The following is a 13316-nucleotide window of genomic DNA, read 5'->3' as shown; positions in this document are numbered from 1 at the left end:
AATGGATGCGCTCCCGGCCGGGGCACGGCCGGACGTCTGCTGGGCGGCGCGCGCGGCGGCGCCGGATGGCCGCACGGCATGGACCGCGGGCGCGGCGGCATCTGCCGAGGCCGCCGGGTGCAGTTCAGCAGGATCTCAGGCGGAAGGCGGCGCGCGGGCCCGGGCATCGCCCGCGCGCGCGGCGCGCGGCGCATCGGCGCGGTCCGGCGCCGAATAGAGTGCGGGCGCGAAGGCGGCCGGCGCGGGAAGAGCGGCGGCCGGCGCCCCGCCGAGCGCGCCGGAGACGCCGCAGCTTCCGACCAGGCAGCAGTCCGGCAGGTGCGCGGGCCGGTCCAAAGGCGTGTCGCCATCGGCGGAGAGCGCGCGGGACGGAGCGCACAGCGCCGCGAAGGAGGCGGGCGTGGCGCTGGCGCCGAGCATGAGCGCCAGCAGGAACGCCTGCGCCACGAGGCCATAGGCCGCCAGCAGGCCGATCACGCCCCGCATGTGCCCGTGCCGCCTCATGATGGATGCAGCCTCCTGTTGTCCGCAGGGCAGGCTAGCACTTCCGCCGGGGCGCCGGAATGGTGCCGCGCGCGCGGCATCGCGTCCCGCGCCTGCGGGACGCGCAGGAGGGACTCGTCCCGCGCCTGCGGGACGCGCAGGAGGGAATGGTCCCGCGCCTGCGGGACGGAGCTGTTCCCTCCCCCCTTGTGGGGGAGGGGAGCCCAAGCGGCAGATGTCGCCTCCCGCGGGGCGTCTTCCGGCGGGCGGGATGGCCCCGCGCCGGGCGGCGCTACTGGCCCTTGCGCCGCAAGGCGTCGGCCAGCGCCGCGCCGAAGGCGCCCTGCCCGGCCCCAGGACCACCGCCTTTGCCGCCGCCCGGACCGCGATCGCCACCGGGCGCGCCGCCGCCGGGCCGGGGACCGCGCGGGCCGTCGCCGCGCGGGGCCTCGCCGCGCGCGCCCGGCGGCCGGGCGCCGGCATCGTCCTTGCGCATGGAGAGGGCGATGCGCTTCCGCTTCACGTCCACCTCGATCACCCGCACCTTCACCACGTCGCCGGCCTTGACCACCTCGTGGGGGTCCTTCACGAACCGGTCGGCCAGCGCCGAGACGTGCACCAGCCCGTCCTGGTGCACGCCGATGTCCACGAAGGCGCCGAACGCGGCGACGTTGGTCACCGTGCCCTCCAGCACCATACCGGGCCTGAGGTCGCTCATCTCGTGCACCCCTTCGGCGAAGGTCGCGGTCTTGAACGCCGGGCGCGGGTCGCGGCCCGGCTTCTCCAGCTCGGCGAGGATGTCGCGCACGGTCGGCAGGCCGAAGCGTTCGTCCACGAAGGCGCGCGGGTCGAGCGCCTTCAGCGCCGCCGTGTCGCCCATGAGCTGGCGCACGTCCCGCCCACAGGCGGCGACGATCTTCTTGGCCACCTCATAGGCTTCCGGATGCACGGCGGAGGCATCCAGCGGCTCCGACCCGTCCGGGATGCGCAGGAAGCCGGCGGCAAGCTCGAAGGTGCGTGGGCCGAGCCGGGCGACCTTCAGCAAGTCCTTGCGGGTCTTGAACGGCCCCGTCTGGTTGCGGTGGGCGACGATGGCCTCCGCGAGCGACGCGCCGAGGCCGGACACGCGGGCGAGCAGCGAGGCGGAGGCGGTGTTGAGGTCGACGCCCACCGCGTTCACCGCATCCTCCACCACCGCGTCGAGGGCGCGGGCGAGGCGCGACTGGTCCACGTCGTGCTGGTACTGGCCCACGCCGATCGCCTTGGGCTCGATCTTCACCAGCTCGGCCAGCGGGTCCTGCAGCCGGCGGGCGATGGAGACCGCGCCGCGCAGGGACACGTCGATGTCCGGCATCTCGGCGGCGGCGGCGGCCGAGGCGGAATAGACCGAGGCGCCGGCCTCGCTCACCACCACCTTGATGGGCTTGTTGCCCGCGGCGTCGGGCGGCAGCATCGCGATCACGTCCGCCGCCAGCCGGTCGGTCTCTCGGCTCGCCGTGCCGTTGCCGATGGCGATCAGCTCCACCTTGTGCCGGCGGATGAGGCTGGCGAGCTCCGCGCTTGCCCCCTGCACGTCGTTGCGCGGCTGGAACGGATAGACGGTGGAGGTGGCGATGAGCTTGCCGGTGCCGTCCACCACCGCCACCTTCACGCCGGTGCGGATGCCGGGATCAAGGCCCATGGTGGCGCGCGAGCCGGCCGGCGCCGCCAGCAGCAGGTCCTTGAGGTTGCGGGCGAAGACGCGGATCGCCTCGTCCTCCGCCCGCTCGCGGATCTCGCCCATCAGCTCCACCGTGAGGTGCAGCGAGAGCTTCACCCGCCACGCCCAGCGCGCCACCTCCAGCAGGAACGGGTCGGCCGGCGCGCCCGCGCCGAGCGGGATATCGAACGCCTCCGCGACGATGCGCTCGGCGGGCTTCACCGGGCCGGTCGCGTCCTCGTCGACGACCAGATCGAGGGTCAGCATCTCCTCGTTGCGCCCGCGCAGCATGGCGAGCACGCGGTGGCTGGGGGCGGTGGCGAACGGTTCGCAATGGTCGAAATAATCGCGGAACTTGGCGCCCGCCTCCTCCTTGCCCTCGGCGACCTTCGCATTGAGCACCGCGTTGGCCTTCAGATGGGCGCGCAGGCGGCCGACCAGATCGGCATTCTCGGCGAACGCCTCGGCGAGGATGTCGCGGGCGCCGTCGAGCGCGGCCTTGAGGTCCGGCACCTGCTCCCCGAGGAACGCCGCCGCGCGCGCGGCCGGGGCGATGGACCGGTCGGCGAGGATCGCCTCGGCGAGCGGGCCGAGGCCCTTCTCGCGGGCGATCTCCGCCTTGGTGCGGCGCTTGGGCTTGTAGGGGAGGTAGAGGTCCTCCAGCTCGGCCTTGGTGAGCGCGCCGGCGATCTTGCCGCGCAAGTCGTCGGTGAGCTTGCCCTGCCCCGCGATGGAGGCGATGACGCTGGCGCGCCGCGCCTCCAGCTCCCGCAGATAGGACAGGCGCTCCTCCAGGGTGCGCAGCTGGGTGTCGTCGAGCCCGCCGGTGGCCTCCTTGCGGTAGCGCGCGATGAAGGGGACGGTCGCGCCCTCGTCGATGAGCGAGACGGCGGCGGTCACCTGGGCGGGCCGCGCACCGATCTCGGCGGCGATGATGCGGGCGATCTCCTCGGCCATGGCGGCTCCTCCTGCTGCGCGCCCCGCGATGCGGGGCCGCTGGCCATAGCGCAGCCTCCGGGCGCTGTCACGGCGGCCTGTGGACGGCGGCGGCCAAGGTCCGGCTCGGGCCGGCTCGGGCCCGCTCGGGCCGGCTTACGGCGCCTCGTCCGCCTCCGTCCCGGCGAGCGGCAGCTCGACGCGCTGGAGCAGGCCACCGCCGGGGCGGTTGGCGAGGATGAGGCGGCCGCGGTGGCGCGAGATGATTTCGTGGGCGATGGCGAGCCCCAGCCCGGCGCCGGCGATCTTGGCCTGGCGCGCCGGATCGACCCGGAAGAACGGCTCGAACACCTGCCCCATCAAGGCGTCGGGAATGCCCGGGCCGTCATCCTCGATGGCGAGCACCGCGCAGCCGCCGGCGCGCTGGACCGCCACCCGCGCGCCGGCGCCGTGGGTGGCGGCGTTCACCACCAGATTGCGCACCGCGCGCTTGAGCGAGAGCGGGCGCCCCGCCACCTCCGCCGGTTCCGTCGCCACGAGGCGCACGGGCAGGCCCATCTCGCAGGCCTCGCCCACCACCGCGCGCGCGAGGTCGTCGAGCCGCACCGGCTCCTGGGGCGTGCCCTCCACCTCCTCGCGCACCAGGCGGATGGCGCTGTCGGCGATGCGGTCCAGCTCGGCGAGGTCGGACAGCCACTGGGCGCGCTCCTCGTCCTCGGCGATGAACTCGGCGCGCAGGCGCATGCGGGTGAGCGGGGTGCGCAGGTCGTGCGCCGCCCCGGCGACGATGCGCATGCGGCTGTCCATGGCGCCCTTGAGGCGCGCCGAGAGCCGGTTGATGGCGACCGCCGCGGCGCGCACCTCCGCCGGCCCCTCCTCGGGCAGCATGGGCGGCTCGCCGTCCGGGCCGATGCGCGCCGCCGCCTCCTCGATCAGCGCCAAAGGCTTCATGAGGCGCCGCACCGCCAGCACCACGGCGAGGGTGGTGCCGGCGGCGATGAGCGCGATCCAGGTGGCGATGCCGAGCGTGAAGCCCGGCGGCGCCGCGCCGGAGCCGGGACCGAACAGCGCCATGGCGCCGCCGTGCTGCACCAGCCAGCGCCCGTCCGGCAGCGCCACGGCCAGAGCCAGCGGCCCGCCGGCATCGGGCTGGATCACCCGCACCGCATTGGTGGCGCCGATGCGCGCCATCGCCTCGGCGAGCCGGCGCGTCGCCTCGTGGTCCTCGCGGCCGGGAGGCGGGGCCGCATGCACGCCATTGCGGCGGGCGGCGTCCTCGGCCAGGCCGGGCGCGCGCGCGGCGAGGCCGGCGGTGAAGACGAGCCGTGCGGCGAGGTCGGTCCCCGCGTCCGGCGGCGGGCCGGGCGGACCGAAGAGGAAGAACAGGGCGCCGTTCGCCACCAGCACCACCGCCAGCATGGCGAGCGCCAGAAGGCCGGCGACCTGCGCCCGCAGCGAGCGGAAAGCCTTCACGGCTCCTCCTCGGTCTCGACCTTCACCGAGAGCTGGTAGCCGCCGTTGCGCAGGGTCTTGAGCACCTGGAAGGCGCCGTCGCCGAGCTTGCGCCTGAGGCGGCTCACCAGCACGTCCACCGAGCGGTCGAACGGCCCCGCCTCGCGGCCGCGGGTGATGTCGAGCAGCTGGTCGCGCGACAGGATGCGGCCCGGCCGCTCCAGGAAGGCGGTGAGCAGATCGAACTCGGCGCCGGTGAGCGGCACCTCCGCGCCCGTGGCATCGGTGACGCGGCGGGCGTGCGGCTCGGCGCGGAAGCCGGCGAAGAGGAATGCGCGCGTCTGGCCGGCCTTCTGCTCGCCCCCGGCGGTGCGCCGCAGCACGGCGCGGATGCGGGCCACCAGCTCGCGCGGGTTGAAGGGCTTGCCGAGATAGTCGTCGGCGCCGATCTCGAGGCCGATGATGCGGTCCACATCCTCCTTCAGCGCCGTCAGCAGGATGATCGGCATCGGCGAGCGGGCGTGCAGCGCCCGGCACAGATCGAGCCCGGAAGCGTCCGGCAGCATCAGATCGAGCACCACGAACTCGATGCGGTGGACGGCAAGCATCTCCTCCATCTCGCGCCCGCTCGCGGCGGTGGTCACGCGAAACCCCTGGGACACCAGATAACGTCCCAGCAACCGGCGAATTTCCTGGTCGTCGTCGACGACCAGAATGTGGGGCCCACTCTCCACGCGTTCATGCTCCGTTGTCGACCACATTACACATCCCGCGCGCGCGGGAGCACCCGAACGTGTGACGGCGGGTTTCCCCGACCGATCCAGCAACACTAAGATACAAATGCCGGTCCGGCCGTGATGTTCCGACACATGTCGACCTACGCCGGCAACACGGGTGGCCCAAGGTGGCGGCATCGAAACCGCCCGGAAGGATACCCGATGTCGCGCAACATGCTCATGGCGGCCCTGCTCGCCGGTGCCGTGCTCGCCCTCTGCGTGCCGGCCGCGGTCGGAGCCGGCAGCCCCGCCGGCAAGATCCAGGACCGCAGGCCCCAGACCGAGCGGCCGGCCGCGCCGGGCCGCGCGGTCCAGGTCGCTTGGCTGGAGGGCGCGCCAGCGGAAGCATCGTCCCCCGGGCGCAGCCCGATGGCACGGCCGCTGGCGGGTCCTTTCGCCGGCGCGCTCCTGGAGCCGCCGTTCGGCGCCCCGCCGATGGGTCCGCCCGACCCGCTTCGCCTCGCCCGCGACCTGGCGGTGGCGGAGACCGCCGTGGGCATCCGCGCCGACCAGCTGGACGCCTGGCGCGCTTATACCGACGCCCTGCAGGCGGCGCTCTGGCTGCCTCCCCCGCCGGTCCCGCCGGCGCCCCGGGATGCGCTGGCGCCGCTCGCCGTGTCGACCGAGATGGCGGCGCGCGCCAAGGCGGTCGGCGAAGCCGGCAGCAGGCTCGCCGCCGCGGTCGAGGTCCTCAAGGCCCGCCTTTCCCCGGACCAGCTCGCGCGTCTTGCGCGCATCGAGCCGCTTCTGGTGCCCCCGCCGCCGCCCCAGGGGGGCCACGGTCCGGCGCCGGACGGCGCGCCCTTCGGTCCCCGCCCGCGCGGCTGACGCGGCGGAGCGGCCACCCCATCGCCTCGGCTTCCCCGAGGCGCGCGAAAGGAAGGAAGACTCGCCGCCCTGATCTTCCCTTCCCCACGGCGGGCGCCTCCGGGCGTCCGCCGTCCTGCGTTTCGGTCCTCCCCTCCCCTGTCACACTGGCGTAGCAAGCGGTGTCTACAACGGTAGTGAAAACGATTTCAGGCGCCTTGGCGCTTGCCTTCACCCCGGCTTGCGACCACAGGGGCCGGGCGCGCCGTCGAGCGCGCGCCCGAGGGAGCGACCGTTGCCGCGCATCGTCACCATCCGCACCGTCGCCGAACGCGCAGGCTGCTCCATCGCCACGGTGAGCCGCGTCATCAACGGCTCGGCGCGCACCAGCGCCGAGGTGGAGGCGCGGGTGCGCGCCGCGGTCGAGGAACTGGGCTTCCGGCCGAGCGAGATCGGCCGCTCGCTGAAGACGCTGCGCACCCGCACCCTCGGCGTGGTGATCCCGAGCCTCACCAACCCGGTGTTCGCCGCATCGGTGGCCGGCATGGAAGCGGAGGCGCGCCGGCGCCACCACACGCTGCTGCTGACCGCCACCGACTACGACGCGGCGCGCGAGCCCGAGGTGGTGGAGACCCTGGTGGCGCAGAGCGTCGCCGGCCTGGTTCTCACCGTCACCGACGCCGACGACAACCCCACCCTCGACCGCCTGGACGCCGGGGGCATCCCCTACGTGCTGATCTACAACGAGCCGCGCCGGGCCGAGCGCGCCGCGGTCTCGGTGGACAATGCCGCCGCCACCTTCGCCCTCACCAAGGCGACCATCGCCGCGGGCCACCGCCGCCTGGTCTATGTGGCCGGGCGCTTCGCCACCTCCGATCGCGCCCGCGCGCGCTATCTCGGCCATCTCGCCGCCATGAGCGAGGCGGGCCTGCCCGCCGAGCCGCCGCTGGAGCTCGACTACCTCGCCGATCCCGCCGGCCACGGCGCGGCGCTGGCGCACGTCTTCGCCACCCCCCGGCGGCCCACCGCCGCCTTGTGCTCCAACGATCTGCTCGCCCTCTCGGTGATGGGGGCGCTGCGCGGCCTCGGGCTCAAGGTGCCCGAGGACGTCTCGGTGGCGGGCTTCGACGGCATCGCCCTCGCGGGCGCGGTCTTTCCCACGCTCGCCACCGTCGACACCCCCACCCGCCGCATGGGCGAGCGGGCAGTGGAGAAGATCTTCGAGATGCTGGAAGGCGCGGCCGGCCCGACCCCGGAACGGCTGCCCTTCAAGCTGCGCCCGGGCGGCACGCTGGCCGCCGCACCCGGTGCCGTCCCAGGCGCCTTGCCCGGCGCGCCCCCGCGCCGGACCGACGATGCGTGCCCGTCCCCCTCCGCGTCACCCTCCGCGTCACCTGCAACGCCATCCGAATGAGGACAACGCACATGCTTCGCCTCGTGACCCCCGCCGTCATCGCCGGCGCATTGGCGAGCGCGCTGCTGGCCGCCGCGCCCGCCCGCGCCGCCGACGCCATCTGCTACAACTGCCCACCCGAATGGGCCGACTGGGGCGCCATGCTGAAGGCCATCAAGGCCGACACCGGCATCGACGTGCCGCAGGACAACAAGAATTCCGGCCAGTCGCTGACCCAGATCATCGCCGAGAAGGCGAGCCCGGTGGCGGACGTCACCTATCTCGGCGTCACCTTCGGCATCAAGGCCAAGGACGCCGGCGTCACCCAGCCCTACCAGCCCAAGGGATTTGCCGAGATCCCGGCGGGCCTGAAGGACCCCGAGGGCCACTGGTTCACCATCCATTCCGGCACGCTCGGTTTGTTCATCAACAAGGACGCGCTCGGCAAGACCCCGGTGCCGGCCTGCTGGGCGGACCTGCTGAAGCCGGAATACAAGGGCCTGGTCGGCTATCTCGACCCCACCTCCGCCTTCGTGGGCTATGTGGGCGCGGTGGCGGTGAACGGCGCCCTGGGCGGCTCGCTCGACGACTTCAAGCCGGGCGTCGCCTTCTTCAAGAAGCTGCAGGCCAACCAGCCGATCGTGCCGAAGCAGACCTCCTACGCCCGCGTGATCTCGGGCGAGATCCCGATCCTGTTCGACTACGACTTCAACGCCTATCGCGCGCGCTATTCGGACATGGGCAATTTCGCCTTCGTGATCCCCTGCGAGGGCACGGTGGTGGTGCCCTACGTGATGTCCATGGTGAAGGGCGCCCCCCATCCGGAGGCGGCCAAAAAGATCCTCGACTATGTGCTCTCCGACAAGGGCCAGGCCATGTGGGCGAAGGCCTATCTGCGCCCGGCGCGGGCCATCGAGCTGCCGAAGGATGTCGCCGAGCGATTCCTGCCGGCCGCCGACTATGCCCGCGCCAAGCCGGTGGACTATGCCAAGATGGAGCAGGCCCAGAAGGGCTTCGCCGAGGCGTATCTCAACGAGGTGAAGTGAGGCTGCGCCCGCACAACGGTGTCCCCTCCCCCTTGCGGGGGAGGGCTCGAGCGGGGGGCGCGCCGGCGCGGCGGTTCCCCAGCGATACGACACCCCTCCGCGCCCCTCCCCACAAGGGGGAGGGGAGACGCCAAGGCCCCCCGCGCGATGCCCGCGCCCGGCCGCGGACGGAAAGGCCCGAAGCCCCATCGGAAGTGCCCATGCCCAGTGCCGACCGCCTCGCCTTCGTCTTCTTGATGCCACTGCTGGCGTTCGCGGCGGCGTTCTTCGTGCTGCCGCTGGCGCAGCTGGTGCTGGTGGCGGGATCGGGGCCGAACGGGACGGCGGAATATCTCGCGATCCTCACCAATCCGCGTCATTTCCGCACCCTCGTCTCCACCCTCGCTTTGTCCGCCGGGGTGACGCTGGCGACGCTGGCGCTCGGCACCGTGGTGGCGCTGTTCCTCTCGCGCACGCGCTTCGTCGGCCGCGCGCTGCTGGTCTCCCTGCTCACGCTGCCGCTCGCCTTTCCCGGCGTGGTGGTGGGCTTCATGATCATCCTTCTGGCCGGCCGGCAGGGGCTCATCGGCGGGCTGTCCCAGTCGGCCGGACTGGAGAAGATCGTGTTCGCCTATTCCATGGGCGGGCTGTTCGCGGGCTATCTCTATTTCTCGCTGCCGCGGGTGCTGGTGACGCTGATGGCGGCGGCGGAGAAGCTCGATCCGGCGCTGGAGGAGGCCGCCCGCTCGCTCGGCGCGGGCCGGCTCGCGGTGCTGCGCGACGTGACCCTGCCGGGTCTCTCTCCGGCGCTGATCGCGTCCGGCGCCATCGCCTTCGCCACCGCCATGGGCGCGTTCGGCACCGCCTTCACGCTCGCCACCCGCATCGACGTGCTGGCCATGACGATCTACACCGAGTTCACCCTCAACGCGAACTTCGCCACCGCCTGCGCGCTGTCGCTGGCGCTCGGCCTCATCACCTGGGGCGTGCTGGCGCTGACGCGCAATTTCGCCGGCTCCGGCGTCGCGGCGGCGGGGTGAGCGCCATGGCGCCGCACCGCCTCACCTTCGCCTTGCAGCTGCTGGTGACGCTCGCCTGCGCCGCCTTCCTGCTGGTGCCGGCGCTCGCCTCGCTGCTGGCGGGCGTCACCGTCAACTATTTCCAGGGGGTGCGCTCGGGCCTCACTTTGCGCTGGATCGACGAGGTGCTGGCGCTCTATTCGTCCACCATCGGCCTGTCCATCGCCATCGCGCTGGGCACGCTCGCGGTGACGCTGGCCATCGGCGTGCCCGCCGCCTGGGCGCTGGCGCGCAAGCCCTCGCGCCTCTCGCGGCTGGTGGAGGAGGTGGTGACGCTGCCGGTCGCCATCCCCGGCCTCGCGCTCGCTCTGGCGCTGCTGCTCGCCTATGGCGGCATCCGCGAGTTCCGCATGAGCCCGCTCTTCATCCTGGTCGGCCATGTGCTCTACACTTTGCCCTTCATGCTGCGCTCGGTGATGGCGGTGCTCGCGGCGGTGGACGTGAAGGCGCTGGAGGAGGGCGCGGCCTCGCTCGGCGCCTCGCCGCTCCAGCGCTTCCTCCACGTGGTGGTGCCCAACGCCAAGGGCGGCATTCTCGCCGGCGCGCTGATGGTGGTGACGCTGTCCATCGGCGAGTTCAATCTGACCTGGATGCTGCACACCCCGCTCACCAAGACCCTGCCCGTCGGCCTCGCCGACAGCTATGCCTCCATGCGGCTCGAGATCGCCAGCGCCTACACGCTGATCTTCTTCGTGCTGATCGTGCCGCTGCTGGTGGCGCTGCAGATGTTCGGGCGCCCGCTCGTCGACGCGCCCGTCAAAGGAGCCCGGCCATGAGCGGCCGGACCGGCGCCGCCATCACCCTGTCCGCCTGCGGCAAGACCTTCGCCGACGGCACCCGCGCCCTCGCCCGGCTCGACCTCACGGTGGCGGCGGGCGAGACCCTGGTGCTGCTCGGCCCCTCCGGCTGCGGCAAGACCACGCTGCTGCGCATCGTCGCCGGCCTGGAGTCGCCCGACGCGGGCGGGCGCATTCTGTTCGACGGCACCGACGTGACCGCGCTGCCGATCGAGAAGCGCAACGTGGGCATGGTGTTCCAGTCCTACGCCTTGTTCCCCAACATGAACGTGCTGGAGAACGTGGCCTACGGCCTCAGGGTGCGCGGCGTCGGCCGGGCCGAGCGCGCGCGCCGCGCCGGCGAGGTGCTGGAGATGATGCGCATCGAGGCGCTCGCCACCCGCCGCGTCACCCAGCTCTCCGGCGGCCAGCGCCAGCGGGTGGCGCTCGCCCGCGCGCTCGCGGTGCGGCCCAAGGCGATCCTGCTCGACGAGCCGATGGCGGCGCTCGATGCGGCGTTGCGCGAGCATCTGCGCGGCGAGATCGACGCGCTCTTGCGCCGGCTCTCCATCACCGCGGTCTACGTCACCCACGACCAGGCGGAGGCGCTGGCGCTGGGCGACCGCATCGTCGTCATGCGCGAGGGCGAGATCGCCCAGATCGGCACCCCGCGCGAGGTCTATGAGCGGCCGGCGGGGGCCTTCGTCGCCTCCTTCGTCGGCACCACCAACCGGCTCGAGGGCGCGGTGCGGGCGGGACGCTTCGAATGCGCCGCCGGTGCCCTGGCGCTGCCGTCCGCCGCGCCGGACCAGGCCGCGGCGGCGCTGGTGTTCCGCCCGGAGGCGGCGAGCCTGGTGCGCGACCCGCCCTCCGGCCTGGTGCTGAAGGTGGAGCAGGTGCAGTTCCAGGGCGCGCGCCAGAAGGTGACGCTCTGCGCCCCCGACGGCACCCGCGTGGTGGTGGAGACGCCGCCCGATGTCGACCTCGCACCGGGCATGCTCCTCGGCCTCACCCTTTATCCCGACCGCTTCAGCCTGGTGTGACCCTCATGCTCATCGCCCAGCTCACCGACACCCACATCCGCCCCGAGGGCGCGCTCGCTTACGGGCGGGTGGACACCGCCCGCCACATGGAGGCGGCGGTCTCGCACATCCTCGCGCTCGACCCGCGCCCGGACGTGGTGGTGGTCACCGGCGACCTCACGGATCTCGATCTGCCGCAGGAATATGCCCGCTTCCGGGCGCTGGCCGCGCGCCTGCCGATGCCGGTGCTGCCCATTCCCGGCAACCACGATTCCAGCGCCGGGCTGCTCGCCGCCTTCCCCGAGGTGGCGGCGCGCGCAGGCGGTCCGCGCGCCCACCAGGTGGTGGACGCGTTCGACCTCAGCCTCGTGATGCTCGACAGCTCGGTCCCCGGCGCCGCGCACGGCGCGCTCGGCGCGGACGGCCTCGCCTTCCTGGAGGCGGCGCTGGAGCGCGGCCGGGACCGGCCGGCGCTGGTCCTCCTGCACCATCCGCCGTTCACGACCGGCATCGCCCACATGGACGCCCAGAACCTGCGCGACGGCGCGGCGCTGGAGGCGATCCTGCGCCGCCATCCCCAGGTGGTGGGCCTCGCCTGCGGCCATGTGCACCGGGCGATCACCACCACGTTCGCCGGCATCGCCGCCACCATCGCGCCGGCGCCGGCCCATGTGGTGAGCCTCGACCTCTCCCCGGATGGCCCCGCCACCTTCCACATGGAGCCGCCCGCGCTCGCCTTGCATCTGTGGACCGGCGACCGGCTGGTGAGCCATGTGAGCCAGATCGCCGCCTATCCCGGCCCGTTCCCGTTCTTCGATGAAGCCGGGCGGGCCATCGTCTCGGCCGCCTGAGCCGGCGCCGGGCCGCGCCCGGCGGACCATCGGCGCGGCAGGTCCAAGGGCGCGGCAGGTCCAAGGGCGCGGCGCGCGCCCTACGGCACCTTCGGCAGGAAGCTGCCGCCCTCGCGCGCCAGGAAATCCATGAGGGCGAGCGCCGCCGGCATCAGGCGCTTCTCCTTCGCCCGCACGCAGAGCCACTGCCGCACGATCGGCAGGCCCTCGACCTCGAGCGCCACCAGGCGCCCGTCGGCGATCTCCGCCGCCACCGTGTGGGCCGAGAGGAAGGCGAGGCCGAGCCCCGCCATCACCGCTTGCTTGATGGTCTCGTTCGAGCCGATCTCCATGGCGCGCGGCGGATGGGCGGCGCCATGCTCCTCGAACAGGCGCGCCATGAGCATGCGCGTGCCCGAGCCGGCCTCGCGCATCAGGAACGGCTCGCGCGAGAGGTGCGCGGGCTTCAGCCGCCGCGCCACCAGGCGGTGGCCCGGCGGGGCGATGACGATGTGCGGATGGTCGCCGATCACCAGCGTCTCGGCCTCCAGCGCGGCGGGCGGGCGGCCCATCACGGCGAGGTCCAGCTCCAGGCTCTCGAGGCCGGCGAGGATGTCCTCCCGGTTGCCCACCACCAGCTTCAGCTCGATCCTCGGCTGGCGCGCGCGGAAGGCGGCGAGCGCCATGGGGGCGAAGTATTTCGCCGTGGAGACCACCCCCACCACCACCGAGCCCTCGCCGGGCTTGCGGATCGCCTCGATGGAGCGTTCCGCCTCCGCCAGCGCCAGCTCCACCCGGCCATAGGCCGCCACCAGCTCGCGCCCAGCGGCAGTCGGTCGCAGGCGCCCCGCGCGGCGCTCGAACAGCGGCAGGCCGAGATCCGCCTCCAGCTGCTTCATCTGCGCGGTCACCGCGGGCGGGCTCAAACCCATGTCCTGCGCGGCCTTGGCATAGGAGCCGGAGCGCGCGGCCAGCGCCACGATCTTCAGTTGCCGGAGGGTCCAGTGGGCGGGCAAATTCAGGTTTCCTGAATGGTGT

Annotated in this window: 12 protein-coding genes; 7 read left to right on the top strand and 5 right to left on the bottom strand. The window is 73.3% G+C overall.

From position 1 onward, the window contains the following. Positions 1-135: 135 nt before the first annotated feature. The 4 genes from ABLE88_RS12530 to ABLE88_RS12515 form a co-directional block, all read right to left on the bottom strand. Positions 136-504 carry a hypothetical protein gene (locus ABLE88_RS12530; RefSeq protein WP_348832019.1) on the bottom strand — a complete coding sequence of 123 codons (369 nt, stop codon included), beginning with the start codon at positions 502-504 and terminating at the stop codon, positions 136-138. A 271-nt stretch (positions 505-775) separates the two neighbouring features. Next, positions 776-3139: a Tex family protein gene (locus tag ABLE88_RS12525; protein ID WP_348832018.1), complete on the bottom strand. Its 2364-nt coding sequence runs from the start codon at positions 3137-3139 to the stop codon at positions 776-778. A 135-nt stretch (positions 3140-3274) separates the two neighbouring features. Beyond that, the gene (locus ABLE88_RS12520) at positions 3275-4591 is read right to left on the bottom strand and encodes an ATP-binding protein (RefSeq protein ID WP_348832017.1); all 1317 of its coding nucleotides are present in this window, start codon (positions 4589-4591) and stop codon (positions 3275-3277) included. Then, complete coding sequence (locus ABLE88_RS12515; protein ID WP_348832016.1) at positions 4588-5304, bottom strand: response regulator; 717 nt, start codon at positions 5302-5304, stop codon at positions 4588-4590. The genes ABLE88_RS12520 and ABLE88_RS12515 overlap by 4 nt, the downstream gene beginning before the upstream one ends. 204 nt (positions 5305-5508) lie before the next feature. On the opposite strand from ABLE88_RS12515, the gene ABLE88_RS12510 reads away from it, so the two are divergent. The 7 genes from ABLE88_RS12510 (at position 5509) to ABLE88_RS12480 (ending at position 12299) form a co-directional block, all read left to right on the top strand. Next, on the top strand, positions 5509-6174 hold the full coding sequence (locus ABLE88_RS12510) for a hypothetical protein (RefSeq protein ID WP_348832015.1): 666 nt from the start codon (positions 5509-5511) through the stop codon (positions 6172-6174). Between the two features lie 274 nt (positions 6175-6448). Further along, positions 6449-7567: a LacI family DNA-binding transcriptional regulator gene (locus ABLE88_RS12505; protein ID WP_348832014.1), complete on the top strand. Its 1119-nt coding sequence runs from the start codon at positions 6449-6451 to the stop codon at positions 7565-7567. 11 nt (positions 7568-7578) lie between these two features. Further along, positions 7579-8592 carry an ABC transporter substrate-binding protein gene (locus ABLE88_RS12500; protein WP_348832013.1) on the top strand — a complete coding sequence of 338 codons (1014 nt, stop codon included), beginning with the start codon at positions 7579-7581 and terminating at the stop codon, positions 8590-8592. Between the two features lie 200 nt (positions 8593-8792). Beyond that, positions 8793-9611 (top strand): ABC transporter permease, encoded by an 819-nt coding sequence (locus ABLE88_RS12495; RefSeq protein ID WP_348832012.1) that lies wholly within the window; start codon positions 8793-8795, stop codon positions 9609-9611. A 5-nt stretch (positions 9612-9616) separates the two neighbouring features. Continuing rightward, a complete protein-coding gene (locus ABLE88_RS12490; protein ID WP_348832011.1) occupies positions 9617-10426 on the top strand; it encodes an ABC transporter permease in 810 nt (269 codons plus the stop codon). Then, positions 10423-11469, top strand: coding sequence for an ABC transporter ATP-binding protein (locus tag ABLE88_RS12485; protein ID WP_348832010.1), 1047 nt, complete (start codon positions 10423-10425; stop codon positions 11467-11469). The genes ABLE88_RS12490 and ABLE88_RS12485 overlap by 4 nt, the downstream gene beginning before the upstream one ends. Positions 11470-11474: 5 nt before the next feature. After that, a complete protein-coding gene (locus tag ABLE88_RS12480) occupies positions 11475-12299 on the top strand; it encodes a phosphodiesterase (RefSeq protein ID WP_348832009.1) in 825 nt (274 codons plus the stop codon). Between the two features lie 80 nt (positions 12300-12379). On the opposite strand, the gene ABLE88_RS12475 is transcribed toward ABLE88_RS12480, so the two are convergent. Further along, entirely contained in the window at positions 12380-13294 is a 915-nt protein-coding gene (locus ABLE88_RS12475; protein WP_348832008.1) for a LysR family transcriptional regulator, read from the bottom strand. Between the last annotated feature and the right edge of the window lie 22 nt (positions 13295-13316).

Origin of the sequence: Xanthobacter luteus (genome assembly GCF_040049235.1) — a bacterium.
In the GTDB taxonomy this organism is placed as follows: Bacteria; Pseudomonadota; Alphaproteobacteria; order Rhizobiales; family Xanthobacteraceae; genus Xanthobacter.
Note: the sequence above shows the minus strand (reverse complement) of the source record. Positions and strands in the feature narration are given on the sequence as shown.